Genomic DNA, 26,648 nt, shown 5'->3' on the forward strand with positions numbered 1-26,648 from the left:
CCTTGCAACGTCCTCTGCGGCCGCCGCCAGTCCGAGTTGCATCGGACAGCGCCTTAGCAGAATGGCCGCAGGCTACGTCACCAATGCCGATTCGGGAATATGCATTTGCTCTAAGGCAGCCGTCGGCCCAACCTGGAACAGCGCATAGCGCCTGCCGGTCCAACTTCGATTCCACAGAGACTTGCGAGCCTCCGGTCTGCGTTGAGCCACAAGCCGGTCATGTCGACAGCTGCGACCGCTCACGCCGCAATCACCCGCCGCATCAGCCCCTCCAGCCAGTCGGCGAACACCTGCAGTCGGCGCGACAAATGCTGGCGGTGCGGGTAGAGCAGCGCCATCGGCATCGGCGCGGCGGTGTGGTCGGGCATCACCTCCACGAGCCGCCCTTCCCTCAGGTGGTCGCTCACGTCGAAGGCGGGGATCTGGATCAGGCCGAGGCCGGCGAGGCAGCAGGCGATGCTGCCTTCGGCGCTGTTGACGCTGACCCGGCCGGCAACGCTCACCGTGCGCGCCGCGCCGCCTTCGATCCACTCCCAGTCCTCCACCCGGCCGCTTGAGGGCGAGGCATAATTGACGGCGAAATGACCGGCGAGATCGGCGGGCGTCCTGGGCGTGCCATAGCGCGCGAGATAGTCCGGGCTTGCGACATTGATCAGCCGCAGCGTGCCGAACGGCCGGGCGATCAGGCTGGAATTCTCGAGCGGCCCGACGCGCAGCGCACAGTCGACGCTCTCCTCGATCAGGTGCACCGCCCGGTCGGTCATGCCGAGGTCGATGTCGATGCCGGGGTAGCGCGCCAGGAAGTCCGGCAGAGCCGGCGCCACGATCAGCCGGCCGATGCGGCTCGGCAGGTCGACGCGCAGCCGCCCGGCCGGACCGGTCGTCCCGCGGCGAAACAGGTTCTCCGCCTCCTCCACGTCCTGGATCAGCCGCAGGCAGCGCTCGTAGAAGGCGGCACCATCCTGCGTCGGCGCCACCTTGCGGGTCGTGCGGTGCAGGAGCCTCGTGCCGAGCCGGGTTTCGAGCGCCTGCACCGCCGCCGAGACGGAGGAGCGCGGCAGCCCGAGTGTGTCGGCCGCACGGGTAAAGCTCGCGCTTTCGACGACGCGGGTGAAGATGCGGAAAAGCTCGATCCTGTCCATGCCGGCTCATGCCCATTGTTCGCCTGTCCTGACAAGTCATGTCACGAACGGAGCCTTTATACCAGCGACACGGACGATATTCTCAACCCTGCGATGCCTGTCGCGGCCCCGGTCCCTCTCGCATGGGCAGCGGCAAGGCGCGCGCTATCTGAAACACGGGCGGCCTCATCGCGATGGGCCGCCGGCGCCAGAGGCAGGGTGAGCGTGTGCCACGTTCGGTTCTGATCCCGCCCCTTCAAAGACCGGCCCCGCAGGCGGCCGACAACAGGAGAAACCCAATGGCAGACCACAGCATCAATGGTAAATCCGTTCTCATCGCCGGCGGCGCGAAGAACCTCGGCGGCCTCTTGGCGCGCGATCTCGCCGAACACGGCGCGCGCGGCGTCGCGATCCATTACAACAGCGCCGCCACCAAATCTTCCGCGGACGAGACCGTCGCGGCGATCAAGGCGGCCGGGGCCGCAGCCCACGCCTTCTCGGGCGATCTCACCAGCGCGGCCAATGTCGAAAAGCTCTTCGCCGATGCCAAGGCGGCACTCGGCGGCATCGACATCGCCGTCAACACCGTCGGCAAGGTCTTGAAGAAGCCCTTCGTCGAGATCACCGAGGCCGAATACGACGAGATGAGCGCGGTCAACTCCAAGTCCGCCTTCTTCTTCCTGCGCGAGGCCGGCAGGCACGTCAGCGACAACGGCAAGATCTGCACGCTCGTCACCTCGCTGCTCGGCGCCTTCACGCCCTTCTACGCGGCCTATGCCGGCACCAAGGCGCCGGTCGAGCACTTTACCCGGGCGGCCGCCAAGGAATTCGGCGAACGCGGCATCTCCGTTACCGCCATCGGCCCCGGCCCGATGGATACGCCCTTCTTCTACCCGGCCGAAGGAGCCGACGCCGTCGCCTACCACAAGACCGCTTCTGCCCTCTCGGCCTTCTCCAAGACCGGCCTTACCGACATCGAGGACATCGTCCCCTATATCCGCTTCCTCGTCTCCGACGGCTGGTGGATGACCGGCCAGACGATCCTGGTCAATGGCGGCTACACGACGAAGTAGGACCGCTCGCGCGCTTCCCCCTCGTCCACGTGGTACCGAGGCTGCGCGCCTTCGGAAACGAGGCTCGCGCCTCATCCACTTCGCCCTTCAAAATACCATTGGAATTTTAGACCGTTGTGTAATGTGATGCCGATGTGCGCATGGCGCGTAAACGGTCTCGATGGGTGAAGTTCATGGCGCATAACCGCTTTTTCTGCCGTCACCTGCTCATTGGCCTGGCGCTGCTTCTGGCGGTCGCCCTGCCCGCTTTTGCCCAGACGACGCCACCGCCGATCACCGTCATTCTCACGCCCGGCCAAAGCGCCGCCGAGATCGAGGAAACCCTGCGCGCCGCTGCAAAGGCCGGTGGGCCGGTCACGGTCGAATGGCGCGACGCGGCAAATGAGGCCGCAACGCCGGGCAGCGCCGCTGACAGCAGCCACAGCTCGAAACCGGCTGTCGCCGCGACGCCGGCAGCCGGCACGCCGGAGCGGGCCGCTCCAGACGCGGAGGATTCCTTCGACACCCTTTCCGCCCGGTTTCTCAATGGCTTGCAGATGGGCCTTGCGGGCATATCCGGCATCGCCGGCGTAATGGCTGACGTTGCGGCAGGCATTCGTTCCGAAGGCTGGTCGGTCGTCTCGGTTGCTTCTATCGCCGTGCTCGCGGTCGCCGCCGGGCTTGCCACCGCCTTCGCCGGCCGCTTTCTCATCCATCGGCTGTTCGGCGCCTCTTTCGAATGCGTCGACCTGCTGCATCGCATGCGCGCCTCCTTGATCCGGCTCGGCTTCGATATCGCCTATCTCGTGATCATCGCCACGGTCGCCCATACCCTTGCTCGCCTGTTCCTGACGCCGGGCACGGCCTCTGCCGAGCTTGCCCATGCCCTGATCACCATCGCCGTCGTCTCGGCCGTCTATGCCGTCGGCGCCCGCTTCCTCTTTGCGCCGACGCGACCCGAGATCCGCCTGCTCGACATCGCCCATCCACGCTTCCACGCCACGATGCTCGCCGCCTATGGCGCGCTCGGCGCCGTCGTCGGCGCCAGCCTGCGCTTTGCCCATCAGCGCGGGCTGGAGCTTGCCGCCACCGACGGCTGGCTGCTGATCGGCATCACCATCCTGACGCTCATCAAGCTCTACTGGTTCATCGGCGGCGCGGGTGATATCCGCGCGCTCTTTGCCGGCGAGAACCCTGGCCCGGTGCGCCGCGCCATCGCCTTCGGCGTGCCGGAGTTTTATGCCCTGAGCGCGATCGTGCTCTGGCTGATGACCGTCATCGTCGCCGGCAGCCCGAACAGCGCGGCCTGGAGCTTTGCCGGCGGCACCACGCAGATCATCCTGCTTGCGCTGCCGATCCTTGCCTTCGGCATCCATTCGCTCGCCGGTGCCGCCGCCGAGCGCCGCCGCACGCCCGCCTCCTCCAGGCTGCGGCGATCTCAGGCAGTATCCAGACGGCGCTCGCCGGCGCGACCTGGCTGATCGGCCTGCACATCATCGTCGCGCTCTGGCGCCCGGTGATGGTCCAGGACGACACCGCCGCCGCCGTCGGATGGATCGTCATTCTCGAGCGCATCAGCCTTGCGGTCGTGGCTGCCTGGGTGATCTGCAGCTTCCTCTGGCGGAGCTTCGAAGCCTTCGCTCCGTCAGCCCGCGTGGCGTTGCCCGGCGACAGCGAGGACGAGACGGTGATCCATCAGGCAAGCCGGCTCTCGACCATCCTGCCGCTGATCCGCAACCTGATCTTCGGTGGCATCTTCGCCGTCACCAGCCTCATCATCCTCTCCGCACTCGGCATCAATATCGCGCCGCTGCTGGCCGGTTTCGGCGTGCTTGGTCTTGCCCTTTCCTTCGGCTCGCAGACGCTGGTGAAGGACGTCGTCTCCGGCATCTTCTTCATCGCCGATGACGCCTTCCGCGTCGGCGAATATGTCGATACCGGCAAGCTCAAGGGTACGGTCGAGCGCATCTCGCTGCGTTCGCTGCGGCTGCGCCACCAGAACGGCCAGATCCATACGGTTCCCTACGGCCAGCTCCAGGCGGTGACCAATTACAGCCGCGACTGGAGCACGGTGAAGTTCGAGCTGAAATTCGAGCGCGACGCCGATCTCGAAAAGATCCGCAAGACCATCAAGAAGGTCGGCCTCGCCATGCTGGAGGATCCGGAGATCGGCGGCGAATTCCTCGTGCCCTTGAAGATGCAGGGCATTCAGGACGTCACCGAAAACTCACTCGTCGTGCGGCTGAAATTCACCGCGCGCCCCGGCAACCCCAGCATCCTCCAGCGCGAGTCAATGAAGCGACTGCTCCCGGCGTTGCGCGAAGCCGGCCTCGACCTCGCCTCCAACGCCGTCACCGTGCGCTCCGGTGCTGCAGGAGCGGCGGAAGCCGAGGCTGCGGCGGCAAATCTGGCGCTGGCGAAGAAGCCGGTGGCACCGGAAGCAGCAGACGCGGAAGGGTAACGATCAATCCGGCGCGACAAGTAAAAAGAGCAGCAGACGGCCAACACCCGCTACAGTTTTGACATCATTGTTGGATTACCTCAAGCGCACAGACGAGGCTCAGGCGCTGCAGCACGCTGCAGCACGCTGCCGACGCTGCCATGTTGCCGCTGCCACCGAGGATGTTGCCTGATGCAATCCATGCGCCTCGCCCCGTCTGCTCTTGCCCCATCTGCTTTTGCCCTGTCTGCGCTTGCCCTTTCGCTTCTGCCCTTGGCCACCGTCCACGCCGAACCGCCCACCTACGCGCTGCACTATGCGCTGATGCTGGACGGTGAGGATCCCGTGGCAGGCGAGGTCGCCTGTGTCGTCGGGGAACCGTGCGAGTTCACGCCGTCCCCCGAAAGCAAGATGACCTTCAAGCTGAGCAGGCGGAGAAACGAAATTGAGATCACCTGCCCCGAGCGTGACTGCTCGCTTGGCTATGGCGAACGCCGAACATATTGCGGCCCCTGCGAGGAAGTCGACATCTTCGAGGGTCGCGACTATGGCGGCGTCGCAATCGAGTTGGTGCTGCGCAGCTACCCGCGGCTCGGCACGCTGCTGTTGCGCTACCAGACACAGTAACGACCTGCAGAACGATCGCCTGACGCTTCTCATCGCGGCCGGGCTCCTCACCACGACAGGCGTGCTTGCGAAGCTGCCGGGCATCGCGGTTGTCGTGCCGATGACCTACGCGACCTTCGCCATCCTGCAGCGGCGCGGCAGGCTCGGCCTTGGCCGCCTCCTAGCAAGCCTGCCGGTCGCCCTTGCCGCCGGGGCGCTCATCCTCGGCTATTACTGGTGGGCGCACTATCTCGGCACCAACTATCCGCCTTACCATGTCGCCGGCAGCGGCTACCTCTGGCGCGACGGGCTTTCGAGGTTCCTCGACGAAGCCTTCTACATCCCCGCCACCTGGAAGATCGCCAGCAACTGGCTCTTCACCCTGCCGGTGGTGGTGCTGACAGGTATCGCGCTCTTGACCGCACCGCCGGCGGCAAGCGATGCGGAGACGAAGGCGGGGCCCCGTCGTGCACCCTGGTTCTTCCATGTCTGGCTCCTGGGTGCGGCCATCGTCTATGTGCTTGCCGCTCGCGAGATCAAGACCAACCCCTGGAACTTCCATATCTTCAACGTGGCCGTCGCGGCCCTTGCCGGCAGCGGGCTGGTCCTGCTGGTCAGCATTGGCCGCGAACGCGGGTTCCTCACGCGTGCGCTGCGGCTTACGGCGATCGCCGCCGTCGTCGTCTTCGGCGGCAGCATCCCCGGCCTCACGCTGATGAAGACGCCCTATGCCGACCACGGCGAAGAGCTCGGCATGAAGCTCAGCGAACTCAGCCACCCCGGCGAGCTCGTCATCACCGCAACGCCGACGATCGGCGATCCCGTCGCGATCTATTACAGCCGCCACCGCGGCTGGGTCTTCCCGCCCGGCGGCGGCGAGACCGAATGGTCGATGCTGCTGGAGGACGACGCGGCGATCGCGGCGCTGGAGGACCTGCGCGCCCGCAACGCCACCTGGTTCGGCATCACCAAAAACGCCCGCGACATGCAGCGGCGCAAGTTCCTGGAATACAACAGGGGCCTGATCGCCCATCTCGACCGGACGGCCGAGCGCGTCGTCGACGACGACACGCTGCTGATCTACCGGCTGACGCCGCGGGTGAATGCAGCGTCGAATTGAGGGACCCGACTGCGGAGCGGCCGCCGCCCGCATTGGTGCACGGCGCGGCATATCGCATCTGCCATGATGGGTAGCTCCCGGTTAACGCGGCCCCTCACCCTGACCCTCTCCCCGCCTGCGGGGAGAGGGAATGGCGCGCGCAGCTCCCACCTCTCCTTTCCACGGCCTCTTGCAAACGGTAACAAGACGCCGAGCGTGCTCCCTCAAAGTATCCTGCGGCTGCAAGCGAGCAAAGGAACCGGTGAGCGTGCCACAGTGTACCTTCTCCCCGTGACGACGGGGAGAAGGTGGCCGGCAGGCCGGATGAGGGGCCCAACAAAAACGCCATGCACCCGGATGAGCGCATGGCGTCCTGTTCTGGAAGCAACGCCCCTCGAGGCGATGAACCTTACTGCAGCGTCCGGATCGGGGCCGGTGCGGGCTGGCCGGCGGCTGCACCCGCGGCGTTGTTGGCCGAACGGGCGGAGTCGAGGCCGGTCGCGACGACGGAGACGCGGAAGGTGCCGTCGAGCGTGCGGTCGAAGATCGAGCCGACGACGATGTCGGCCTCGTCATAGACCTCTTCGCGGATGCGGGTCGCAGCCTCGTCCACCTCGAACAGCGTCATGTCCATGCCGCCGGAGATCGAGATCAAGACACCCTTGGCGCCGCGCATCGACACTTCGTCGAGCAGCGGATTGGCGATCGCCGCTTCCGCCGCCTTCAGCGCCCGGCCCTCGCCGGTTGCCTCGCCGGTGCCCATCATCGCCCGGCCCATGCCCTTCATCACCGATTTCACGTCGGCGAAGTCGAGGTTGATCAGGCCTTCCTTGACGATCAGGTCGGTGATGCAGCCGACGCCGGAATAGAGCACCCGGTCGGCGATCACGAAGGCATCGGCAAAGGTGGTCTTGGCGTCGGCAATGCGGAAGAGGTTCTGGTTGGGAATGACGATCACGGTGTCGGCCGCCTCACGCAGCCGCTCGATGCCCTGCTCGGCCGTTTCCATGCGGCGCTTGCCCTCGAAGCTGAAGGGCTTGGTGACGACGCCGACGGTGAGGATGCCGGCCTTGCGCGCCGCTGCCGCGATCACCGGGGCCGCACCCGTGCCCGTGCCGCCGCCCATGCCGGCGGTGACGAAGCACATATGCGTGCCGCCGAGGTGATCCATGATCTCGTCGATCGATTCTTCCGCCGCCGCCCGGCCGACATCCGGCAGCGAACCGGCGCCGAGGCCCTCGGTGACGGCGGCACCGAGCTGGATGATGCGCGACGACTTCGACATGGCGAGCGCCTGCGCGTCCGTGTTGGCCACCACGAAATCGACGCCCTGAAGCCCTTCGTTGATCATGTTGTTGATGGCGTTGCCGCCACCGCCGCCGACCCCGATGACGGTGATCTTCGGGCGCATTTCGGTGATCGTGGGCTTCTTGAAATCGTTCATGGCTTGTCTCCTAGAGCCGACGCCCTGCAGGCGCCGACGGCGGGCGAATCGGGCAGCTATTATTTTAGGAATTGAAAAAAGCCATGGAGAAGGCAAGAAAAAAGGTCGGAACACCTATCCACATAAGTATTTTAGCGGGGCCGCAAAGGCGGTAAATCAGGCTCCGGACTTCGGCGGCAGAGTGAATAAATCCGCCGAGCAATCAAAGCTTTAGTCTCCGCGTCTGCCCCTCACCCTAACCCTCTCCCCGCAGGCGGGGAGAGGGGACGAGGACGACGGCTGTCTCGCGACCTGCGGTCTTTTGTCAAAGGCGCAGCGACTGCGAACGGTCGACGTGGAACGAGCGGGTGCCGCGAATCTCCTTCTCCCCGCCTGCGGGGAGAAGGTGGCCGGCAGGCCGGATGAGGGGCGGATCTCGACATGGCAAACATCGAAAAGCGCCGCCTCACCCGCAAGCCGCGATCTACGCCTCAAAACTCGGTCGCGAGCGCACCCGCTCCAGCCAGCGCTGGACATTCTTCGCCGAGGCCGGGATCTCCATGCCGAAGACATCGCAGAGCCAGGCGGTGACGCCGGCGGTGATGTCGGCGATCGAGAAGTCGTCGCCGGCGAGATACGGCCGTCCGTCCGAAAGCTCGTCGTCGAGCCAGCCCCATTTCTTCGGCACCGCCAGCCGCTCGGTCTCGGCAAAGGCCGGAAACTGCGTCAGCCGCTCGGCAAAGAAGGCATCCGAATGCAGCGCCACATTGCCGACGGTGCCGAGGATCACCAGCTCGGCGCGCCGGTTCCACATCTCCACCTTGGCGCGGCTGACGGCATCATGGCCGAAGAGCTGCGGCTCGCGCTTCGTCTCCTCGAGATAGCGGCAGATCGCAACGCTCTCGGTGATGATCGTGCCGTCGTCGAGCTCCAGCACCGGGATCTGCCCGAGCGAATTGACCGCCAGGAACTCCGGCGCCCGGTGCTCACCCTTGGCGAAGTCGACATTCACCATCGGCAGCGAGATCCCCTTCTCCGCCATGAAGATGCGCACGCGATACGAATTCGGTCCTATGCCTTGATAGAGCTTCATCTGATCCTCCTGTCGATGAGGCCACCCGCCTCGTTTCTCCTCAACCGCACTTCAAGCGGAATACTGATTGTTTATAGCAACCGGTTTCATTTAACTCAATGGTTTATTTCGCTACAGCCGAAATCTTGATTGTGGTCGAGTTTCCCATTGCTGCGGGCAAAGTAGAAGCGAAACGCTTCAAGAGTTCGGGATCAGTCGCCGGCCGGCAAGAGGTGGGCGTCCACCCAATCGGCAAGCTCCGCCTCCCCCATCTGACCATCGGCGACGGCCCAAATGACGTCGCGCATGTCCTTCTGGCTGGCATCGAGCCTGTAGCCAAGAATAAGCAGCTGCATCGCGAGCGCGAAGAGGGCCGCGCGCTTGTTGCCGTCGAAAGCCATGCGCCTTGGCAATGCCAACGCACACCGCAGCCGCCAGCCTCCCGGCCGTGACCCCGTCCTCATAGTGTGCAATGTTGACCGGACGAGCGATGGCGCCCCGAATTGCCCCCTCATCTCGGATGCCGGACACGCCGCCGTGCCGCTTGATGGTCAGGTCATGCGCCTGCACCAAGGCATCAAAGGATATTGGCCTCATTCGGCGAGTTCGGCGAGCGTCCAATCAAAGCGGGCGAACACGTCTTCGGCCGCTTTCAGCGAGATGTCGTAGGTTTCATCATCGCTCGTTGCCACACGCGGTTGTTCCTGTTTGACGACGACCGTTTGTGGCCGCAAGTTCGAGGCGGGCCGCGAAGATCCGACTACGGATTGAGAAATAACTTCGCTATTGTACTTTAGTCGTTCGTGAAAAATGCCGTCCTTGTCGCGGTAAAGCTCACGCTTCATCGCGGCATCAGCAACTCTTCCCGTTGTCTTCCTGACATTCTTGACCATAGCTACGATATAGCATTTGGAAGTGGCGTTTCCAAGGAGGCGCAACCATCGCCCTCTATAACCGCCAGCCCCGGCTCAGCACGAAGCGCGCCGTCTCCCCCGGCTTCATCGCCACGTCGCCATAAGCTTTCAGCACCTGCCCGTCGGGCAGCGCCAGCGTCAGCGCAAAGCGCTCGCCCTCGAACACACAGGAGATGACCCGAAACGCCATCCCCTCGCCGTCGCGGCGCACATGTTCCGGCCGCACGAGCACGTCGCGAACTGGCACGTCGCGAAGCGCCCCATTGCCCCCACCCGCCTCGCCGATGCCGCCGAGGGCGGCCCGCAGCATCGACCACTCCAGCGCTCTCGGCGCCCCCTCCGGCACGGCCAGCTTGAGGACCGAGCCGCGGCCGATCAGGCGGCCGACGACGGCGCCTTCGGGCCTTGCGTAGATTTCGGCGGGTGGCGCCATCTGCATCAGCCGCCCCTCGTGCATGACCGCGACGTCGGTCGCGAGCGCCATCGCCTCCGCCTGGTCGTGCGTCACATAGATCATCGTCGCGCCGGAGCGCTCGTGGAAGATGCGGAAGGTTTCCTCCATCGACTTGCGCAGATGCTGGTCGAGATTGGCGAGCGGCTCGTCGAGCAGCACCACGTCCGGCGAGGTCACCAGGCAGCGGGCGAGCGCCACGCGCTGCCGTTGCCCGCCGGAAAGGGCTGCCGGCCGGCGTTCGGCATAATCGGTGAGTTTCACCAGTGCCAGCGCCTCGCGGACGCGCTTTCGCCAAGTCTCGCCGGAAATACCGCGCACCTTCAGGGGATAGCCGACATTCTCCGCCACCGTCATATGCGGCCAGAGCGCATAGGACTGGAACACCATCGCCATGTTGCGCCGCTCCGGCGGAAGCGACCGCGACGCGTCGGAGAGCCGCCTTTCGCCGAAATCGATCGAGCCGTCGCTTGGGCGCTCGAAGCCGGCGATCATCCTGAGCACCGTCGTCTTGCCGCAGCCGGATGGCCCGAGCAGCGCCAGGAAGCCGCCTTCCCGCACCGTCAGCGACACATCGGAAACCGCCGGCCGGCCGCCGCCGAAATGCTTGGTGAGGTGGTTGAGGATCAGTTGCGCCACGGCAGCACGCCCTCCGGAAGATATTTCGCGAGCGCCTCGAGCGCGGCCATCAGGAGAACGACCATCACCACGACGAGCACCGAGAGCGCTGCGGCAAGGTCCGACGAGCCGCTGTCGTCGAGATTGAAGATGGCGACACCGAGCGTCTGCGTCCCGGCCGACCAGAGCAGCGCCGAGACCGTCAGTTCGTTGGCGGCAATCAGGAAGACGAGGATGATCGCAGCCCCCGCCGCCGGCGCCACCAGGGGCAGGATCACGTCGCCCATGCGCCTGAGGAACCCGGCGCCCGAGAGCCGTGCGGCCTCTTCGAGCGAAGGGTCCATCTGCAGGAAGGCGCTCATCACGGGCTTGAGGCTGACGGCCAGGAACGAGGAGAAATAGGCGACCAGGATGATCCAGATCGTGCCGTAGAGCGAGACGTCGAGGAGAGGCAGCGGCGCGGCAAAAGTGAGGATGAAGGCGACGGCCAGCACGATACCCGGCAGCGCATAGGGGATTTCGATCAGGATGCCGAGCGCATCGGCAAGCCACCCCTTGCGCCGGGTCATCAGATAGGCCGCAGGCACCGAAACGGCGAGCAGGCCGAACGCCGAAGCGGTGGCGAGGAACATCGAATTGGCGAATGCTTTCAGCGTCATCGACTGGCGGAAGAGGATTTCTTCGTAAGCCCTGAGCGAGACCGTCTGAAGATTGAGCGGCACGCCATAGGCCGGCACCAGCGAGCTCGCGACAAGCGCCGCGAGCGGCGCCACCAGCACGAAGAACAGGATCGCCACCAGCGCCAGCTCGACGATCGAGCGGAAGCGGCCGAGCGAGAAGGCGGCATTCGCGCCCGAGAGGCCGATGATGCGATAGTCCCGGCCGGAAAGCGCCCGCTGCTGCAGGATCAGCCCGGCCGCGGCAATCACGGCGATCAGGCTGGATAAAACCGCGATCTCGCCGAAAGTGCCGGCGCCGAAGCTCGCAAGCCGCGTATAGATCAGGGTCGGCAGCACCTCGATCCCGGCGGGAATGCCGAGGATCGCGGGTATGCCGAAATTGCCGACGCCGGAAACGAAGGCGATCGCAGCACCAGCAATCAACCCCGGCAGCGAGAGCGGCGCAACGATGTCACGGAAGACGCGAAACGGCGTGGCGCCCGCAAGCCGCGCCGCCTCCACCCCGTCACGCGGGGAAGCAGAGAGCCCGGCTTTGAGCGCCAGGAAAACGAGCGGCGCATGCTGGACGCCGAGCAGCAACGAAATACCTGACAGCGAATAGAGCGGCTGCGGGCTGCCGAGCGGCGGCGCGAGCCCGAGCGTCTTTAAGAGCGGGCTTGCCGGCCCGGTCATCTCCACCCAGGCAAGTGCCGTCACCTGCGGCGGGATCATCATCGGCAGCATGAAGGCGAAGCTCAAGGCCAGCTTGCCGCGCACATCCGTCAGCGCCACCGAGAAGGCAAAGAGCGCGCCGATGACGACGGAGACGACCATGCCGCCGGTCGCCGTTATCAGCGTATTGCGGATCGCCGCGAAGGTTGCAGGCTCGGTGAGCACGCCGATCGACCGACCCGAGACGAGCCCCGCAAAGCCGGCCTTCGCCAGGCTGATCAGCGGCAGCAGGCAGAGCAGAAACAGGCAGGCGATAACGAAGGGCGCCAGCCAGCGCGGCTCGTCGGCGGGGCTGACGCCTGCCCTCGCCCGCACCTGCGGCATGCGTGTCGCCCGGCCTTGAAAGGGAAAGCGCAGCCAGCGGGACCGGCTGCGCAGGTTTTTGCGTTCGAGCATTCCCGATCAGTTCGTGCCGAAGATGCCGGAGAAGGTTTTGAGGTCCGCGTCGGAATTCTTCACCGCTTCAGCGGCGTTCACCGGCAGCACCTTGATCGTCTCGCGCGCCGGATAGCCTTCCGGCAGCGCCACGCCGTTGCGGGCCGGAATATAGCCCATCTTCGCCGCCGTCTTCTGGCCCTCCTCGGACAGCAGGAAGTCGACGAACTTCTTCGCGGCGTCGGCATTCTTGGCGGTCTTCAGGATGCCGACCGGCTCGGTCACGGCCGAAACGCCCTCGGCCGGGAAGACGAATTCCACCGGCGCGCCCTTGGCTTTCTCGCGGATCGCCATGAAGTCGACGAGCATGCCATAGGCCTTCTCGCCGGTCGCCACCGCCTTCAGCACGCCGCCATTGCCGCCGGCGGCCGTCGCGCCGTTTGCCGCAAGCGCCTTGTAGTAATCCCAACCGAGGCCGTCGATGCCGGTCAGCGTCTGCGCATGGATCAGCGCCGCACCCGAGGTCAGCGGGCTCGGCATGCTGACGAGGCCCTTGGCTTCCGGCTTTGCGAGATCCTGCCAGCCCGCGGGCTTCATCGCGGCGGACGTATTGTAGACGATGCCGGTGGTGATCATCTTGGTGGAGTAGTAGGCGCCGTCGGCATCATAGAGCGAGGCGTCGTAGCTCGCCGCTTCCGGCGACTTGTAGTTTTCCAGATGCCCGGCTTCCTTCAGCCGCTGCATCGTCACCGTGTCGGCGATCAAGAGCACGTCGGCAACCGGATTGCCGGCCTCGATCTCGGCCATCAGCTTGGCCATGATCTTCGTCGTCCCCTCGCGCACCCATTCCACCTCGATGCCCGGATTGGCCGCCTGGAATGCGTCGACGGTCGCCTGCGCATCCTCGTTCGGCTGGCTGGTATAGAGCACCAGGTTTTCGGCGTAAGCGGCGGTCGAAAGCAAACCTGCGGCAAGCGCGCCGGCAAGGACGGAAACGAGCGATTTCATGAATATACCCTCGTGTTGAAACTGGCGCCGAGGGATAGAGCCGCCTTTTTACAGGGGTGTGACAGGCCGAACCGCATGCGGCCCGTCTTGCTCCCTCACCGGGAAAACGCAAGCTACCTTGACAAAACTTGCAGGCCGAGAAAGCTTGCACGGCATGCGTGTGGAGGGACTGCCGTGGACACTTTTCTGAAAATTGCCGGAGCAGTGGTCGTCGTCGTATCGCTGGCCTTCGCGCTGCAGGCAACCGTGCCGTATTTCGGCTGGATGGGCGTTCTCCTTGCCCTGCAGTCGGCATCGCCTGGCATCGGCGCAGGCATCGCGCTTGCGGCCTTCGGCTCGTTGCTCGGACAGCTCAAGAAAATCCGCCTCGCCACCGAGCGCCAGGCCGATCTGTTTCAGTCCATCTTGGAACACCGCAGCCAGCCTTCCGCCGAATAGGCGCGAGCCCGTCGCAAAGGTTTCCGTAAAAAATTTCGCGCCGATGTCACACCGGCCATAGCTCGCTCGTCATGGTATCGGAACCAACGAAAGGAAACGGAACCATGACTGCCAAGATCGACCTTTTCGCCGCTGCCCCCGCACTGATGAAGAACTGGATGGGCACATCCGTCGCCGTTGCCGCGAGCCTCGACCAGACCATCATCGAGCTCGTGAAGATCCGCGCCTCGCAGATCAACGGCTGCGCCAACTGCATCAACATGCACACGCAGGAAGCCCGCGAGAAGGGCGAAACCGAGCAGCGCCTCTATCTGCTTTCGGCCTGGCGCGAGGCCCCCTGCTATTCCGATCGCGAACGCGCCGCGCTAGGCTGGACCGAGGCGCTGACCAGGCTTTCGGAAGGCCACGCCCACGAAAAGGCCTACGAAGCGCTGAAGCAACATTTCACCGAGGAGGAACAGGTGAAGCTCACGCTGATGATCAACGTCATCAATGGCTGGAACCGTCTTGCGGTCGGCTTCGGCCTCTGGGTCGAGCCGGCGGAAGCCAAGGCCGCGCAGGCCGCTGCCTGATGGCGACGAGCTCCAACGAGGACGCAGCGGCGGCTTTCGACCCGCTGCGTCCGAAGCTCATTCGCGTCGCCTACCGCATGCTCGGCTCGGTCGCCGATGCGGAGGACATGGTGCAGGAGGCCTTCATCCGCTGGATGGGGGCCGACCGCACGGCAGTGCGCGAGCCCGAAGCGTTCCTGCGCCGCACGGTGACCAGGCTCTGCCTCGATCAGTTGAAATCCGCCCGCCTGAAGCGCGAGACCTATGTCGGCCCCTGGCTTCCCGATCCCGTCGTCGAGGAGGAGCCGGAGGATGACGTCACGCTCCCCCTGATGCTGGCGCTCGAGCGGCTTTCGCCGCTGGAGCGCGCCGCCTTCCTGCTGCACGACGTCTTCGGCTTGAGCTTCGACGAAGTGGCCACCACGATCGAGCGCGACGCGGCCGCCTGCCGCCAGCTTGCGGCCCGGGCCCGCACCCATGTGCGCGAGGAACGGCCGCGCTTCCGGATCGAGCAGCAGCGCGGCCTCGAAATCGCCAATGCCTTCTTCGCGGCATCCCGCAGCGGCGACATGAAGACCCTCGGCGCCATGCTGGCGGCCGATGTCAGCATCCATTCCGATGGCGGCGGCAAGCGCCCGGCGGCGATGCGGCCGATCCTCGGCTTCGACGCCGTGATGAAGGTGCACGAACAACTCGCCGCCCTCTTCGCCAAACATGGCTCGACTCTGGTGCGCGCCGGCTTCATCAACGGCCTGCCCGGCTTCGTCACTCGGGAAGCCGATGGCGAGCTGCAGTCGACCGCGCTGGAGATCGCGGACGGCAAGGTCGTGGCGATCTACGTGGTGCGCAATCCGGACAAGCTTGCGCATCTGCATTAGGTCCGGGATTGGCCGGCGCATTGAGCCGCCGACAGACTGGCGAGCATTGTTTGTAGGCCCGCAAGGGAAGCTGGTGCGTCAGCCAAGATCTCCATCATTCCTGTGCTTGTCACACGAATCCCTAGCAGTTCCGATGGAACTGCGGACCAGCCCAAGTCTTTGGGCTGAAAGGTTCTTTTGACCCGACGGACGTCGGGTCGCTCACATCCCCGCCACAGGGACGAGGATGAGGGAGATTGGGATTCCCGCTCGCCAGAAGGCATCTTCGGCTCAGCAGGCTGCCAGCGATCCCGCGCGAACTAGGCCGCCCGCTCGCGCTCAATTCCCGCGCTCGCCGGAATCCGCGCGATCACCTTGATCTCGAAATCGAAGCCGGCGAGCCAGTTGACGCCGATGGCGGTCCAGTTCGGATAGGGCTTTTCGGAGAAGATCCGGTTCTTGACGGCCATGATCGTCTCGAACTGGTTTTCCGGGTCGGTGTGGAAGGTCGTGACGTCGACAATGTCGTCGAAACTGCAGCCGGCCGCCTGCAGCGTTGCCCCGAGATTGTCGAAGGCACGCTCGACCTGGCGGGCGAAATCCGGCTCGGGCGTGCCGTCCTCGCGGCTGCCGACCTGGCCGGAGACGAACAGCAGGTCCTCGGAGCGGATCGCGGCGGAATAGCCGTGTGCCTCGTAGAGCGCGTGGCGGTTGGCGGGAAAGATTGCGTCGCGTGAAGTCATCGGTCTGGTCCTTTTCTTGAAATCCAGGGCGCAGAAACGGGCGAGCGCTGCCCGATCAGGCAGAGCTTCACAACACCCGCTCCATTTGATATACGCCGCGTATATGAACTAACCAAATACGACGCGTATGTCAAATTCATATACGTGCCGTATATGAGATTGAGGACCGCATGGCCAGACGCCGCCAAGAGACGATGGAAGAGAACCGCACCAAGCTGATCGCGGCGGGCCGCAAAGCCTTCGCGAAAAAGGGCTATGCCGCCGCCTCGATGGATGAACTCACTGCCGATGTCGGCCTGACGCGTGGCGCGCTCTACCACAATTTCGGCGACAAGCGCGGGCTGCTCGCCGCCGTGGTCAACCAGATCGACAGCGAAATGGCCGCGCGCGCCAAGGAGATCGGCAGCGGCAGCGAAGACGGCTGGCAGGCGATGCTCGCCGAAGGCACCGCCTATATCGAGATGGCGCTCGATCCGGAGGTGCAGCGGATCGTGCTGCTCGACGGGCCCGCCGTGCTCGGCGACCCCTCGAAATGGCCGAGCCAGAACAGTTGCCTGCTGGCGACGCGGCAGACCGTCGAGCGCCTGCTCGAAAAGGGCATCCTGAAACCCGTCGACCCGGAAGCCGCGGCAAGGCTCTTGAGCGGCGCCGCTCTCAACGCCGCTCTCTGGGTGGCTGCCAGCGACGATCCGAAGGCGGTGCTGCCGAAGGCGATCGACGCCTTCCGGTCGATGGTTTCCGGCTTTCTGGCCGAACGCTGAAGCGTCCGCGCGTCTCGCACAGGATGCGCTCGACCCAGCGCCCCCACGACCTCCCTTCATCGAGAAAGCCGTAACAGGCTTTCGGCGTTGCGCCGGAATGACGCTTGCACAAATGCGGTCCATATCGGCTCTGCAACTTCAGTAATCGGTCAAACTTGGCCTTCTTGACCGCATCGAGATTTGACGATACTGCTGCTCGTGAGGTACGTACCTCATTGATGAAGCGCGCATCGGAAACGTTGAGAAACTGGGGCGCTGGCTAGGGAATCCCGAGGAACTGACTGATCAAGCCAATTTCGAAAGGCAGGACAATGAAGGGGCTCAAGCTCAATGAAGAATTCACGATAACGGATGAACAATCTCTCAGAAGTCTTTTTGATGCGACACATGGTCTGGCAATACTGAAATGTCAGGACACTCTCGGGGAACACGCGCAAGAGTTTATTAGGCGCTCGCCCTTCTTGTGCATCGGCACACAAAATCTGGATGGAAAAGCAGACGTCAGTCCCCGCGGCGACCCTGTCGGTTTTGTCAAAATCCTGGATGAGCATACGCTGGCGATACCCGACCGTCCGGGCAACAACCGCCTCGACAGCCTGGTCAATATCATCGCCAATCCGAGCGTCGGGCTGCTGTTCATCATCCCGGGGTTTGACGATACGTTACGCGTGAATGGGCAGGCCACTCTGGTAAATGACCCCGAACTTCTGAAGACCATGGTTGTCAACGATCGCGCGCCTAAACTCGCGATCGTGGTTAGGGTGAGTGAGGTTTTCATGCACTGCGCCAAGGCCTTCCGGCGCTCTCATTTGTGGAGCCCGGATCATTTCCAAGATCGGGCCGAGATGCCGTCGCTCGTAAAAATCATTCTGGACGAAACAACTGGCGCACCCACGGATAAGGAAGAGATGCGCAAAATGGACGACGATCTGGAAGAGGATTATCGCAGAACGCTTTACTAGAGCGTCCTGCTTTCAAGTGGAATCACTTGAAGGCGGAAAGATGCTCTAGAATCAATGTTCTAGAGTGTCCTCAAAGCGTTCATATGAACGCACCGCGCTCTAGCTGGCCCTCTCACCCACGAGCTCCCAGAGGTCGACCTTCTCGTGGCGCCCCTTCACCGGTATGAGCCCGATCGCCCGGAAGGCAAAGGCATCGCCAACGGCGTCGCGCACGGCGCCGCTGACGAGGATCGTTGTGCCGAACTCCTTGTTCAATCCTTCGAGCCTCGAGGCGACGTTGATCGTGTCGCCCATGGCGGTGTATTGCTGGCGCGAGATCGCGCCGAAGCTGCCGACGACGGCCGGGCCGGTATGCAGGCCGAAGCGGGTGAACAATTCCGGTCGCCCGCTCCGGCGGTTGGCCTCGTTCAGACGGTCGACCGCCGCCTTCATCGCGAGCGCTGAGCGACAGCCGTTTTCCGCATGCCGCGGATCCGCAACGGGTGCGTTCCACATGGCGAACAGGGAGTCGCCGAGATATTGCACCACCGTGCCGGCATGCGCTTCGGCAATCCCGTTCAGCTCCTCGAAATAGGCGGAGAGGATGTCCACCACGTCCTCGGGCGAATGCCGCTCGGATATGGTGGTAAAGTCGCGGATGTCGGTGAAAAGCACCGTCACCTCCTGCCGCGCCGCCTTGGCGACCGCCTCCCCGCGTGGATTGACGATCCGCCGCACCACTTCGCGCGGCACGTAGAGCGCAAACTGGCGGATGGCATGGCGGCTGGCGGCCAGTGCGCCGGCCAGCGTGTTGATCTCGGTGATAAAGGAATGCGGCGTCCCCTTCCCGGCAAAGTTCAGATCGCCGATCCGCCGCGCCTCGTCCGCCAGCCGGTAGAGCGTGCGGCTGATCACGCGCGACAGCAGGACCGACCCGACGACGCCAGCCACCAGCAGGCTGGCAGCAATCAGGAGGTTGCGGATGAGCAGCCGGTTCGCCTGGGCCACAAGGTCCTGCAGCGGCACGACGATTGCGACCGAGCTGCCTTTGAACAGGCCGGAAACGCTGACCGGCGCCATCTGGATCAGATAGCGCTCCCCGGCGAGATCGGTTTCGGCAAGCCCTCCGCCCGCATAGGCTGCCTTCTTGCGCAGCCGGGCGACGACGTCGAGGCTCGGATCGAGGCTTAGCATGTTGGCCCCGCCGCCGCCCGACCACGCGCCGAGAATCGTGCTCATGAGCGCCGGGTCGGAATGGGCCACGAGCCTGTCATCGCTGCCGATGACATAGGACCTCGCCCGCGGCGAAATCTGCCGCGCATCGAGCAGGCGGCTGACCGTCTGCAGGTGAATGTTGGTGCCGACAACGATGCTGCTGGCCCCCTTCAAGGGGGTTGCCAAAGCCAGGGTCGGCACCTTGAGGGTTCCGGTGACATAGGGTCCGACGGAAACCGGCTCGCCGCTTCGCAGCGCCGCCTGGTACCAGGGGCTCTGCCGCGGATCGAAATTCGTCCGCTCGAACGGGCGCTCGCCGATCGGACGCGCTTCGCCATCGAGAAACCGGAGCGTCGACACGAGGCCAACGCTCTGCCCATGGGCAAGCACCCGCACGGCAAACGCGGTGCCCGCCGGCGCGCGGAGGCTCTGGCGGACATAGTCCCTCTCCGTGTTGATCACCTGCAGGTAGGAGCCGTCGGGATAGCCCGCATAGATGCTCGTCGCGTTGGAAACGCTTCTGAGCACTTCCAGGAAGAACTGTGTCTTCGGCTCCAGGTCTCCGGGCGGCGCGACGGCAAGCTGCGGCACCGTGGAGGCAAGCGCAACCGCCTCCTGGCCGCCCTCTAGCGCATTCCGGTATCCTTCGATCAGCCGCAGGCTCATCTCCCGCATGTGCTTCTCGCCGGCGAGGATCGCCGCCTGCCGCCCTTGGCTGAACGCCATCCAGATGATCGGCGTCGCCGTTAGAAGCAACAGCGCGACGACGAGCACGCTGAGATGCACTCTGAGAGGTTTGGACCAGTTCACGCGATTCCCCCAAAAACGCGACTGAGTTTCGGGGAACCTAGCACCTGCCCGCGTCGGCAGGAATGCGCAATCTTTCAAAGAAATAGGCCATTTCATCGAATAGCATGGACAATGAAATGGCCCGGCATTCGGCAGGTGACCCGCAGCGGAAAACGCCGCCCGTTCAGGTCTAGAGCATCCGCTCTCAAGTGGAACCACTGGAAGCGGAAAGATGCTCTAGAAACAAAGTGCTAGAGCGACCTTAGTGCGTTCATAAGAACGCACGGCGCTCTAGTTCAACGGGATGGCATTGCCGTCCTTGCTTGCCTGATAGGCGGCCGAGAGTTCGTCATATTTGGCGCGGATCGCATCGGCGCGGGACTTCAGTTCGTTGCGCTGCGGCTCGGGCAGGCCATCGATCAGGGCGTGGATCGACTGGCCCTTCCAGAACGCATTCGTCCGGTTGTAGCCGCCGGGCTCCAGCGTGAAGACCTCCTTCAGGATCTTGAGATCGTGAGGGATGGAGAAGGAGTCGCGGGAATCCTCATGGCTGAAGAAGTAATAGAAATTGTCGAAGCCCGCCCAGGTGATCGCCGACAGGCACATCGAGCAGGGCTCGTGCGTGGAGAGGAAGATGAGGTCGCGGCTATCCGGCCGCGCGCTGCCTTCGATCTCGTAGAAGCGCTTCAGCGTGTGCACTTCGCCGTGCCAGAGCGGGTTTTCCGTCTCGTTGTTGGTCTCGACGAGCACGGTCGAAAGATCGGACTTGCACATGAGTGCCGCGCCGAAGATCTTGTTGCCGGCGGCAACGCCCGCTTCCGTTGCCGGGATGATGCCGCGCTCCATGGCGCCGAGCAGCGCGTCGAGGAGTTGGTAGTTGTCGGTTCCTTGTGTCATTCCCAATGTCCTTTTGTTGGGTTTTCAATCAACGCCAGGAAAAACAGGAAGCGGCTTCCTGCCCGGAATGGCGGGTTTCAAAGCAATCCCAGGAAAAGTGCGAAGCGGTTTTCCGTCCGGGATTGCGGGTCTCAAAGCAATCCCAGGAAAAGTGCGAAGCGGTTTTCCTGGGGATTGCGGGTCTCAGAGCAATCCCAGGAAAAGTGCGAAGCGGTTTTCCGTCCGGGATTGCGGGTCTCAAAGCAATCCCAGGAAAAGTGCGAAGCGGTTTTCCTGGGGATTGCGTATTCAAAAACAATCCCGGCTTTGCGGTCCGGGATTGCGGGTTCCAGAGATCGAGCCGGTTCAATGCGCCTCCGCGGCAACCAGCGGCACCTCGATGCCTTTGACATCGTAGAGCTTGCCGTTGAGGAAGTAGTCGCCGTCGTGCAGGCGGGCGATGTCCTGGTAGCGGATCGTCCGCTCCGTTGCCGCGACGAAGACCGACTGCTGGTCGGAATTGCCTGCCGTAAGGTGGTTGAACAGGAGGTTGAGCAGGATCGCCATCACGGCGGCCGACGAGATGCCCGAATGGAAAATCGTCGCGACCCAGGCCGGGAAATGCTCGTAGAAGCCGGGCGCTGCGATCGGGATCATGCCGAAGCCGATCGAGGTGGCGACGATCACCAGGTTCATGTTGTTGTTATACTCGACCTTGGACAACGTGCGGATGCCGCTGGCCGCAACCGTGCCGAAGAGCACGAGGCCGGCGCCGCCGAGGACGGAGGTCGGAACGGAAGCAACGACGCGCCCCATGATCGGCAGCAGGCCGAGCGTCACCAGGAACAGGCCGCCCGTTGCCACCACATAGCGGCTCTTGACGCCGGTGACCGCCACCAGGCCGACATTCTGGGCAAAGGCGCTCTGGGTGAAGGAGCCGACGATCGGCGCCAGGATGCTCGACAGCATGTCGGCGCGAAGCCCGTCGCCGAGCCGGCGCGAATCCACCTTGGTCTCGACGATCTCACCGACGGCAAGAATGTCGGCCGAGGTTTCGACGAGCGTCACCATGATGACGATCAGCATGGAGATGATCGCGGCAAGCTCGAAGGTCGGGTAGCCGAAATGGAAGATCTTCGGCAGCGCGAAGACCGGGCCGTTTGCGACCTGCGAAAAATCGGTCATGCCGGCCACATAGGCGATGCCGGTGCCGATCACGATCGACAGCAGGATCGAAAGCCTGGAGATCGCAGCATTGCCGAGCTTGCTCAAGAGCAGCACGATGATCAGCGTTACCGCCGCAAGCTGGATATTGGCGGTGCTGCCGAAGTCCGGCGCCGCCTTGTTGCCGCCCATGGCCCAGAGTGCCGCCACCGGCATCAGGGTGAGGCCGATGGTGGTGATGACGATACCGGTCACCAGCGGCGGAAAGAAGCGCGTGACGCGCGAAAATACCGGCGTGATCAGGAGGCCGATCAGCGAGGCCGCGATGACGGCGCCGAGGACCGCCGGAATGCCGCCATTGCCGGATATCGCAATCATCGTCGCCACACCCGAGAACGAAACGCCCTGCACCAGCGGCAGGCGGCTGCCGAAGAACGGCAGGCCGATCGTCTGCAGGATGGTCGCAAGACCGCCGGCAAAGAGCGAGGCGGTGACGAGCAGGCCGACATCGCTGGAATTAAGCCCGGCCGCCTGGCCGAGGATCAGGGGAACGGCGACGATGCCGCCATACATGGTCAAGACGTGCTGCAGGCCGTAGGCCAGATTGGCGCCGATGCTCAGCCGTTCGTCTTCGGGATTCTCCGGTAGTGCGTTTTCCTCTGCAATGCTTGCCAAGGGTATCTCCTCCATACCTTTGTGATTGCCCCGTCTCCCGCGGGACAACCAAAAAGGTACTGAAGGACGGCAAATCCCGCTTTCCTAAAAAAAGCGAAACACCTTTCGGGATTCGACCGGGAATGGGCGCGGCCGCCATCTGGCCCCTCGGCCCCTCCGCAAACGCCAGCCGGACCGCCGATTGCAGCGCTTGGCGGGGCGCCGCAGGAGCCCGGTAGGCGCCATCATGCAACAGGGCTCGAAGATGTACAAACTGCCCGTTCAGCCCGGTATCGGCGGCAGTTCCGGCGCCACCAGCCCGCGGAACGGATCGCGCCAGGCCTCGATCTCGTCCAGTTGCCCGGCCCAGCGCGTGAGCGCCGGATAGTCCGCGATCGGCAGCCGCGCGGCATCATTGTAAGGCAGGAACGTCGCCATGCGGAAATCGGCAAAGGAGACCGTGTCGCCCACCAGCCAGGCGCGGCCGGAGAGTTCCGCCTCGAGGATCCCGGCCGCCTTGTGAAAGGCCTTCAGCCCCTCCTCCACCATCGCTTCGTCGCACGGGCCGATGCCGTAGCGCAGCTTGGTGCCCCGCTCCCAATGCACCATGTCGCATGCTCTGACGAAGTTCTCCTTGCCCCAGCTCACCCAACGGATCATCTCTGGCTCGTCGTCATCCCTGCGCCAGAAGCTGGAGCTGGCCTGGCGGGAAAGGTAACAGGCGATCGCATCCGCCTCCCAAAGCGCCCGGCCGGGGCGCGCCAGAATCGGCAGCAGCAGATTGGGATTGAGCGCCTCGTAGCGCGCCCGCTCACCCGCAGCCTGCGGCGTGGCAAATGCAAGCTCGACCTCCGCCTTTAGAAAGCGGGCAGTGGCGACTGCGAGCCGAGGATTGGGGTTGCGGCTGAAATAGAGCTTCATGCGGCCTGGTCCTCTGTTCGTGTGTTCCAAGGACGAAGGAAGGCGGCTGAGGCCGACACAGGCAAATGTGAATCACTCAAAAAACATGCGCATTTGAGTTGGACTCACGGATAGCGATGCAAGCACGCCGGCGATCGGCACGGATTTTTCGCTGCATGAACAATTCCGTTCTGGCTGCGTTCATAAATACGAGCGCTAAATGGCACCGCCGTTTAGGAGTGACATACATGAAGAAGATCATTTCGATCAGCCTGCTGCTCGCGTCGCTGATACCGGGCGCAGCACTGGCTCAGGGCGTCGAGTTCTATATCGATGGCGATGGGCCGAGATATGACGATGGCCGACGCTATTACGACGAGGATTATGGCGGCGACGGCTACTATCGTGACCGTTACTATCGTGACCGCTACTATCGCGATCGCCGCGCGCAGCGCCGCATTTGCACCCGGCAACGGGCCTTGGCGATAGCGCGGGCCGAGGGCCTGGACGGCGCCAGAGTCGGTCGAACCACCAATCAATGGATCGAAATTAGAGGGTCGCACCGTCGCACGATCATCTTCGGTCTTCACCCCAGTTGCCCGATTCGCGGTTACAACAACTGGTAAAATGCATTCGGGGGCTTGCCGTCGACGGTTGGGGCGACCTTCGCTCCCGCCCCGGCGGCCCCCGGAAGCGCTCGCGACCGTCGAAGCCGCCTGGAACGACGGTATCCGCTATTTCGACAACGCCCCTTTTACGGCGCCGGCCTTGCCGAGATCCGCATGGGCGAGGCGCTCGCCGGACGCCCGCCCTACCGATTGGCGGCTAAGCAATTCCAGGAAAAGTGTGAAGCGGTTTTCCGTCCGGAATTGCGTCATATAGCCAGGCAATTCCAGGAAAAGTGCGAAGCGGTTTTCCGCCCGGAATTGCATTGCTGCAAGGCATTCGGCTTCCCCTCGTCCGTCATCCTGCGGACGGGACCTGCGCAGCTTCGCCCGTTCAGAACGGATTGACATAGTTGGTGATGGCGATCTGGCGCAGAAGCACCCGGCGGATCACATGCGCCGCCTTCACCCGGTCGGTGAAGATGGCTGGCTGCGCTGCCCTAATCACTTTGGTCATTTTGACTTAAGTCAAGGATGCCCCGACTACAATGTGCGATTGTCTTCGCGCAGCAGCTCAGTCTTTCGCGAAGCGGCCGTGCCGCACGGAGGGGAATGCGATGAGAAACAAGTCTGCGAAATTCCTTCTTGCAAGCATTCTGAGCCTCGGTCCGGCGCTTTCGGCAGCCGCGCAGGACCACGGCGATACCGGCACGTTGGACGCGGCCAAGGCCGAAAAGGCCTTTGCTGCCAAGCCGCTCTATTCGCCCTATGCGGGTCGCAATTTTCCGACCCGTCCGCTGTTCGGCGACACGCATCTTCATACCGGAGCCTCGTTCGACGCCGGAGCCTTTGGGGCGCGGCTGACGCCACGCGATGCCTATCGCTTTGCCCGCGGCGAAGAGGTCATGGCGTCGAGCGGCCAGCCCGCCAAGCTGTCGCGCCCGCTCGACTTCCTGGTGGTCGCCGACCATTCCGACAACATGGGCATGTTCCCGGACCTCTTCGCCGGCAAGCCGGACGTGATCTCCGACCCGCAGGCCAAGACCTGGTATGAGATGATCAAATCCGGCCAGGGCGGAAAGGCCGCGCTGGAAATCATCTTCAGCTTCGGCAAGGGCACCTTGCCGAAATCGATGATCTACGGGCCCGACACGCGCCCCTACAAGAACGCCTGGCAGGACACGATCAAGGCGGCCGAGGAATATAACGAGCCCGGCCGCTTCACGGCGTTCATCGGCTATGAATGGACATCGAACACGGCGGGCAACAACCTGCACCGCAACGTCATCTTCCGCGACAATGGCGACAAGGCGAGCGAAGTGGTGCCCTATACGACGCTGAAGCCGCTCGGCAGCGACAATCCGCGCGACCTGTGGAAGTGGATGCAGGCCTACGAGGACAAGACCGGCGGCAATGTGCTGGCGATCGCCCACAACGGCAACCTGTCCAACGGGCGCATGTTCCCGATGATCGAATCCTTCACCGGCAAGCCGGTGGACAAGGACTATGTCGAGCAACGCGCCCGCTGGGAAAGGCTCTATGAGACAACCCAGACCAAGGGCACCGGCGAGGCTCACCCGGCGCTCTCGCCCAATGACGAGTTCGCGAACTTCGAGATCTGGGACTTCGGCAATCTCGATGGCAGCGAGCGCAAGACGCCTGACATGCTCGAATTCGAATATGCCCGCTCGGCCTTCAAGAACGGCCTCAAGCTCGAAGCTCAGCTCGGCACCAATCCTTACAAGTTCGGGCTGGTGGGCAGCTCGGACTCCCATACCGGCCTGACGGCCATGGAGGAAGAGAACTTCTTCGGCAAGACGACGCCGCAGGAACCGAGCCCGGAACGAATGACGGCGACCTTCGTCAAGGACGCCAAGACCAATATCACCGTGATGGACTGGGAAGTCGGCGCCTCCGGCTACGCGGCCGTCTGGGCCGAAGAGAATACCCGCGAATCCATCTGGGACGCCATGCAGCGCAAGGAGACCTATGCGACGACGGGCCCGCGCATGCTCGTGCGCTTCTTCGGCGGCTGGGACTTCGAACCGGCCGATGCCGAAGGCCGCAATCCCGGCGTCATCGGCTATGCCAAGGGCGTGCCGATGGGCGGCGACCTGACGGCGGCACCCGAGGGCAAGACCCCGACATTTCTCGTCGCCGCGCTCCGCGACCCGATCGGCGCCAATCTCGACCGCTACCAGATCGTCAAGGGCTGGCTCGACGACAAGGGCGAAACGCACGAACAGGTCTATGATGTCGCCTGGGGTGGCGACCGCAAGCCGGGGCCGGACGGCAAGGTGCCTTCCGTCGGCGATACCGTCGATGTCGCGAATGCCACATGGACCAACACCATCGGCGCTCCGGAGCTGATCGCGGTCTGGAAGGATCCGCAGTTCGACCCGAAGCAGAAGGCATTCTATTACGGCCGCGTTCTTGAAATCCCGACGCCGCGGTGGACGGCCTATGACGCCAAGCGTTTCGGAACGAAGCCGCTGGAAGGCACGCGCATGACCGTGATCGAGCGCGCCTACACCTCGCCCATCTGGTACACGCCATAATCCGGGAGATGGATGACGGCATGCAA

27 protein-coding genes and 1 pseudogene are annotated in these 26,648 nt (G+C 63.9%); 14 read left to right on the forward strand and 14 right to left on the reverse strand.

Annotated elements, in window-relative coordinates; genetic code table 11:
- Window positions 1-239: 239 nt before the first annotated feature.
- Complete coding sequence (locus BHMPCIPO_RS12090) at window positions 240-1,142, reverse strand: LysR family transcriptional regulator (RefSeq protein ID WP_173516972.1); 903 nt, start codon at window positions 1,140-1,142, stop codon at window positions 240-242.
- Window positions 1,143-1,420: 278 nt separating this feature from the next.
- Here BHMPCIPO_RS12090 and BHMPCIPO_RS12095 point away from each other — a divergent pair, with 278 nt between their 5' ends.
- The 5 genes from BHMPCIPO_RS12095 (at window position 1,421) to BHMPCIPO_RS12115 (ending at window position 6,339) form a co-directional block, all read left to right on the forward strand.
- Window positions 1,421-2,194 carry an SDR family oxidoreductase gene (locus tag BHMPCIPO_RS12095; RefSeq protein WP_173516973.1) on the forward strand — a complete coding sequence of 258 codons (774 nt, stop codon included), beginning with the start codon at window positions 1,421-1,423 and terminating at the stop codon, window positions 2,192-2,194.
- Window positions 2,195-2,367: 173 nt separating this feature from the next.
- Complete coding sequence (locus BHMPCIPO_RS12100) at window positions 2,368-3,654, forward strand: hypothetical protein (RefSeq protein WP_173516974.1); 1,287 nt, start codon at window positions 2,368-2,370, stop codon at window positions 3,652-3,654.
- 38 nt (window positions 3,655-3,692) lie between these two features.
- Entirely contained in the window at window positions 3,693-4,634 is a 942-nt protein-coding gene (locus tag BHMPCIPO_RS12105; RefSeq protein ID WP_173516975.1) for a mechanosensitive ion channel family protein, read from the forward strand.
- Between the two features lie 171 nt (window positions 4,635-4,805).
- Window positions 4,806-5,240 carry a hypothetical protein gene (locus tag BHMPCIPO_RS12110; RefSeq protein WP_173516976.1) on the forward strand — a complete coding sequence of 145 codons (435 nt, stop codon included), beginning with the start codon at window positions 4,806-4,808 and terminating at the stop codon, window positions 5,238-5,240.
- 61 nt (window positions 5,241-5,301) lie between these two features.
- Window positions 5,302-6,339, forward strand: coding sequence for a hypothetical protein (locus BHMPCIPO_RS12115; RefSeq protein ID WP_173516977.1), 1,038 nt, complete (start codon window positions 5,302-5,304; stop codon window positions 6,337-6,339).
- 388 nt (window positions 6,340-6,727) lie between these two features.
- On the opposite strand, the gene ftsZ is transcribed toward BHMPCIPO_RS12115, so the two are convergent.
- From ftsZ to BHMPCIPO_RS12150, 7 genes are all read right to left on the reverse strand, one after another.
- Window positions 6,728-7,762: a cell division protein FtsZ gene (gene ftsZ / locus BHMPCIPO_RS12120; RefSeq protein ID WP_173516978.1), complete on the reverse strand. Its 1,035-nt coding sequence runs from the start codon at window positions 7,760-7,762 to the stop codon at window positions 6,728-6,730.
- Between the two features lie 463 nt (window positions 7,763-8,225).
- Complete coding sequence (locus BHMPCIPO_RS12125) at window positions 8,226-8,834, reverse strand: glutathione S-transferase family protein (protein ID WP_173516979.1); 609 nt, start codon at window positions 8,832-8,834, stop codon at window positions 8,226-8,228.
- A gap of 191 nt (window positions 8,835-9,025) precedes the next feature.
- Window positions 9,026-9,214 (reverse strand): hypothetical protein, encoded by a 189-nt coding sequence (locus BHMPCIPO_RS12130; RefSeq protein ID WP_173516980.1) that lies wholly within the window; start codon window positions 9,212-9,214, stop codon window positions 9,026-9,028.
- 192 nt (window positions 9,215-9,406) lie between these two features.
- The gene (locus BHMPCIPO_RS12135) at window positions 9,407-9,658 is read right to left on the reverse strand and encodes a hypothetical protein (protein ID WP_173516981.1); all 252 of its coding nucleotides are present in this window, start codon (window positions 9,656-9,658) and stop codon (window positions 9,407-9,409) included.
- Between the two features lie 103 nt (window positions 9,659-9,761).
- Window positions 9,762-10,817 (reverse strand): ABC transporter ATP-binding protein, encoded by a 1,056-nt coding sequence (locus tag BHMPCIPO_RS12140; protein ID WP_173516982.1) that lies wholly within the window; start codon window positions 10,815-10,817, stop codon window positions 9,762-9,764.
- A complete protein-coding gene (locus BHMPCIPO_RS12145; RefSeq protein ID WP_173518157.1) occupies window positions 10,805-12,511 on the reverse strand; it encodes an ABC transporter permease in 1,707 nt (568 codons plus the stop codon). Before BHMPCIPO_RS12145 ends, BHMPCIPO_RS12140 begins: the two co-directional genes overlap by 13 nt.
- A gap of 78 nt (window positions 12,512-12,589) precedes the next feature.
- Window positions 12,590-13,570 carry an ABC transporter substrate-binding protein gene (locus BHMPCIPO_RS12150; RefSeq protein WP_173516983.1) on the reverse strand — a complete coding sequence of 327 codons (981 nt, stop codon included), beginning with the start codon at window positions 13,568-13,570 and terminating at the stop codon, window positions 12,590-12,592.
- A 174-nt stretch (window positions 13,571-13,744) separates the two neighbouring features.
- Between BHMPCIPO_RS12150 and BHMPCIPO_RS12155 the strand changes: the two genes are divergently transcribed.
- The 3 genes from BHMPCIPO_RS12155 (at window position 13,745) to BHMPCIPO_RS12165 (ending at window position 15,437) form a co-directional block, all read left to right on the forward strand.
- Window positions 13,745-14,008 carry a hypothetical protein gene (locus BHMPCIPO_RS12155; protein WP_173516984.1) on the forward strand — a complete coding sequence of 88 codons (264 nt, stop codon included), beginning with the start codon at window positions 13,745-13,747 and terminating at the stop codon, window positions 14,006-14,008.
- Between the two features lie 104 nt (window positions 14,009-14,112).
- On the forward strand, window positions 14,113-14,580 hold the full coding sequence (locus BHMPCIPO_RS12160) for a carboxymuconolactone decarboxylase family protein (protein ID WP_173516985.1): 468 nt from the start codon (window positions 14,113-14,115) through the stop codon (window positions 14,578-14,580).
- Window positions 14,580-15,437, forward strand: coding sequence for a sigma-70 family RNA polymerase sigma factor (locus BHMPCIPO_RS12165; protein WP_173516986.1), 858 nt, complete (start codon window positions 14,580-14,582; stop codon window positions 15,435-15,437). Before BHMPCIPO_RS12160 ends, BHMPCIPO_RS12165 begins: the two co-directional genes overlap by 1 nt.
- A gap of 299 nt (window positions 15,438-15,736) precedes the next feature.
- Here the strand turns inward: BHMPCIPO_RS12165 and BHMPCIPO_RS12170 are convergent, their stop codons facing one another.
- Window positions 15,737-16,159, reverse strand: coding sequence for a RidA family protein (locus BHMPCIPO_RS12170; protein WP_173516987.1), 423 nt, complete (start codon window positions 16,157-16,159; stop codon window positions 15,737-15,739).
- Window positions 16,160-16,329: 170 nt separating this feature from the next.
- Between BHMPCIPO_RS12170 and BHMPCIPO_RS12175 the strand changes: the two genes are divergently transcribed.
- Window positions 16,330-16,920 (forward strand): TetR/AcrR family transcriptional regulator, encoded by a 591-nt coding sequence (locus BHMPCIPO_RS12175; RefSeq protein ID WP_173516988.1) that lies wholly within the window; start codon window positions 16,330-16,332, stop codon window positions 16,918-16,920.
- 311 nt (window positions 16,921-17,231) lie between these two features.
- On the forward strand, window positions 17,232-17,882 hold the full coding sequence (locus tag BHMPCIPO_RS12180; protein WP_173516989.1) for a pyridoxamine 5'-phosphate oxidase family protein: 651 nt from the start codon (window positions 17,232-17,234) through the stop codon (window positions 17,880-17,882).
- Window positions 17,883-17,981: 99 nt separating this feature from the next.
- Here BHMPCIPO_RS12180 and BHMPCIPO_RS12185 read toward each other — a convergent pair whose 3' ends face one another.
- The 4 genes from BHMPCIPO_RS12185 to BHMPCIPO_RS12200 all read right to left on the reverse strand — a co-directional run bounded on the left by BHMPCIPO_RS12185 (window position 17,982) and on the right by BHMPCIPO_RS12200 (window position 23,480).
- Complete coding sequence (locus tag BHMPCIPO_RS12185) at window positions 17,982-19,886, reverse strand: adenylate/guanylate cyclase domain-containing protein (protein ID WP_173516990.1); 1,905 nt, start codon at window positions 19,884-19,886, stop codon at window positions 17,982-17,984.
- 270 nt (window positions 19,887-20,156) lie between these two features.
- Entirely contained in the window at window positions 20,157-20,762 is a 606-nt protein-coding gene (locus tag BHMPCIPO_RS12190) for a deaminase (RefSeq protein ID WP_173516991.1), read from the reverse strand.
- A 345-nt stretch (window positions 20,763-21,107) separates the two neighbouring features.
- Window positions 21,108-22,580 carry a nucleobase:cation symporter-2 family protein gene (locus BHMPCIPO_RS12195; protein WP_376741638.1) on the reverse strand — a complete coding sequence of 491 codons (1,473 nt, stop codon included), beginning with the start codon at window positions 22,578-22,580 and terminating at the stop codon, window positions 21,108-21,110.
- A 261-nt stretch (window positions 22,581-22,841) separates the two neighbouring features.
- Complete coding sequence (locus tag BHMPCIPO_RS12200) at window positions 22,842-23,480, reverse strand: glutathione S-transferase family protein (protein ID WP_173516993.1); 639 nt, start codon at window positions 23,478-23,480, stop codon at window positions 22,842-22,844.
- Between the two features lie 227 nt (window positions 23,481-23,707).
- On the opposite strand from BHMPCIPO_RS12200, the gene BHMPCIPO_RS12205 reads away from it, so the two are divergent.
- The 3 genes and pseudogenes from BHMPCIPO_RS12205 to BHMPCIPO_RS12215 all read left to right on the forward strand — a co-directional run bounded on the left by BHMPCIPO_RS12205 (window position 23,708) and on the right by BHMPCIPO_RS12215 (window position 24,472).
- Window positions 23,708-24,085, forward strand: coding sequence for a hypothetical protein (locus BHMPCIPO_RS12205; RefSeq protein WP_173516994.1), 378 nt, complete (start codon window positions 23,708-23,710; stop codon window positions 24,083-24,085).
- Between the two features lie 64 nt (window positions 24,086-24,149).
- Window positions 24,150-24,268: pseudogene (locus tag BHMPCIPO_RS12210) on the forward strand (aldo/keto reductase); the annotation flags it as partial.
- Window positions 24,242-24,472 (forward strand): hypothetical protein, encoded by a 231-nt coding sequence (locus tag BHMPCIPO_RS12215; protein ID WP_173514881.1) that lies wholly within the window; start codon window positions 24,242-24,244, stop codon window positions 24,470-24,472. The pseudogene BHMPCIPO_RS12210 and the gene BHMPCIPO_RS12215, both read left to right, overlap by 27 nt.
- Here the strand turns inward: BHMPCIPO_RS12215 and BHMPCIPO_RS33450 are convergent.
- Window positions 24,459-24,581: a hypothetical protein gene (locus tag BHMPCIPO_RS33450; protein WP_282439069.1), complete on the reverse strand. Its 123-nt coding sequence runs from the start codon at window positions 24,579-24,581 to the stop codon at window positions 24,459-24,461. The genes BHMPCIPO_RS12215 and BHMPCIPO_RS33450 overlap by 14 nt on opposite strands.
- 100 nt (window positions 24,582-24,681) lie before the next feature.
- On the opposite strand from BHMPCIPO_RS33450, the gene BHMPCIPO_RS12220 reads away from it, so the two are divergent.
- Entirely contained in the window at window positions 24,682-26,622 is a 1,941-nt protein-coding gene (locus tag BHMPCIPO_RS12220; RefSeq protein WP_173516995.1) for a DUF3604 domain-containing protein, read from the forward strand.
- Window positions 26,623-26,648 lie beyond the last annotated feature (26 nt).

This window comes from Ensifer sesbaniae (genome assembly GCF_013283665.1).
Classification (GTDB): domain Bacteria; phylum Pseudomonadota; class Alphaproteobacteria; order Rhizobiales; family Rhizobiaceae; genus Ensifer; species Ensifer sesbaniae.

Bases quoted from the DNA above. Each gene is read 5' to 3' on its own strand.
- BHMPCIPO_RS12090 (WP_173516972.1), bottom strand. From the start codon at position 1,142: ATGGACAGGATCGAGCTTTTCCGCATCTTCACCCGCGTCGTCGAAAGC.
- BHMPCIPO_RS12095 (WP_173516973.1), top strand. From the start codon at position 1,421: ATGGCAGACCACAGCATCAATGGTAAATCCGTTCTCATCGCCGGCGGC.
- BHMPCIPO_RS12100 (WP_173516974.1), top strand. From the start codon at position 2,368: ATGGCGCATAACCGCTTTTTCTGCCGTCACCTGCTCATTGGCCTGGCG.
- BHMPCIPO_RS12105 (WP_173516975.1), top strand. From the start codon at position 3,693: ATGGTCCAGGACGACACCGCCGCCGCCGTCGGATGGATCGTCATTCTC.
- BHMPCIPO_RS12110 (WP_173516976.1), top strand. From the start codon at position 4,806: ATGCAATCCATGCGCCTCGCCCCGTCTGCTCTTGCCCCATCTGCTTTT.
- ftsZ (WP_173516978.1), bottom strand. From the start codon at position 7,762: ATGAACGATTTCAAGAAGCCCACGATCACCGAAATGCGCCCGAAGATC.
- BHMPCIPO_RS12125 (WP_173516979.1), bottom strand. From the start codon at position 8,834: ATGAAGCTCTATCAAGGCATAGGACCGAATTCGTATCGCGTGCGCATC.
- BHMPCIPO_RS12130 (WP_173516980.1), bottom strand. From the start codon at position 9,214: ATGGCTTTCGACGGCAACAAGCGCGCGGCCCTCTTCGCGCTCGCGATG.
- BHMPCIPO_RS12135 (WP_173516981.1), bottom strand. From the start codon at position 9,658: ATGAAGCGTGAGCTTTACCGCGACAAGGACGGCATTTTTCACGAACGA.
- BHMPCIPO_RS12145 (WP_173518157.1), bottom strand. From the start codon at position 12,511: ATGCCGCAGGTGCGGGCGAGGGCAGGCGTCAGCCCCGCCGACGAGCCG.
- BHMPCIPO_RS12150 (WP_173516983.1), bottom strand. From the start codon at position 13,570: ATGAAATCGCTCGTTTCCGTCCTTGCCGGCGCGCTTGCCGCAGGTTTG.
- BHMPCIPO_RS12160 (WP_173516985.1), top strand. From the start codon at position 14,113: ATGACTGCCAAGATCGACCTTTTCGCCGCTGCCCCCGCACTGATGAAG.
- BHMPCIPO_RS12165 (WP_173516986.1), top strand. From the start codon at position 14,580: ATGGCGACGAGCTCCAACGAGGACGCAGCGGCGGCTTTCGACCCGCTG.
- BHMPCIPO_RS12170 (WP_173516987.1), bottom strand. From the start codon at position 16,159: ATGACTTCACGCGACGCAATCTTTCCCGCCAACCGCCACGCGCTCTAC.
- BHMPCIPO_RS12175 (WP_173516988.1), top strand. From the start codon at position 16,330: ATGGCCAGACGCCGCCAAGAGACGATGGAAGAGAACCGCACCAAGCTG.
- BHMPCIPO_RS12180 (WP_173516989.1), top strand. From the start codon at position 17,232: ATGAAGGGGCTCAAGCTCAATGAAGAATTCACGATAACGGATGAACAA.
- BHMPCIPO_RS12190 (WP_173516991.1), bottom strand. From the start codon at position 20,762: ATGACACAAGGAACCGACAACTACCAACTCCTCGACGCGCTGCTCGGC.
- BHMPCIPO_RS12200 (WP_173516993.1), bottom strand. From the start codon at position 23,480: ATGAAGCTCTATTTCAGCCGCAACCCCAATCCTCGGCTCGCAGTCGCC.
- BHMPCIPO_RS12205 (WP_173516994.1), top strand. From the start codon at position 23,708: ATGAAGAAGATCATTTCGATCAGCCTGCTGCTCGCGTCGCTGATACCG.
- BHMPCIPO_RS12215 (WP_173514881.1), top strand. From the start codon at position 24,242: ATGGGCGAGGCGCTCGCCGGACGCCCGCCCTACCGATTGGCGGCTAAG.
- BHMPCIPO_RS33450 (WP_282439069.1), bottom strand. From the start codon at position 24,581: ATGACCAAAGTGATTAGGGCAGCGCAGCCAGCCATCTTCACCGACCGG.
- BHMPCIPO_RS12220 (WP_173516995.1), top strand. From the start codon at position 24,682: ATGAGAAACAAGTCTGCGAAATTCCTTCTTGCAAGCATTCTGAGCCTC.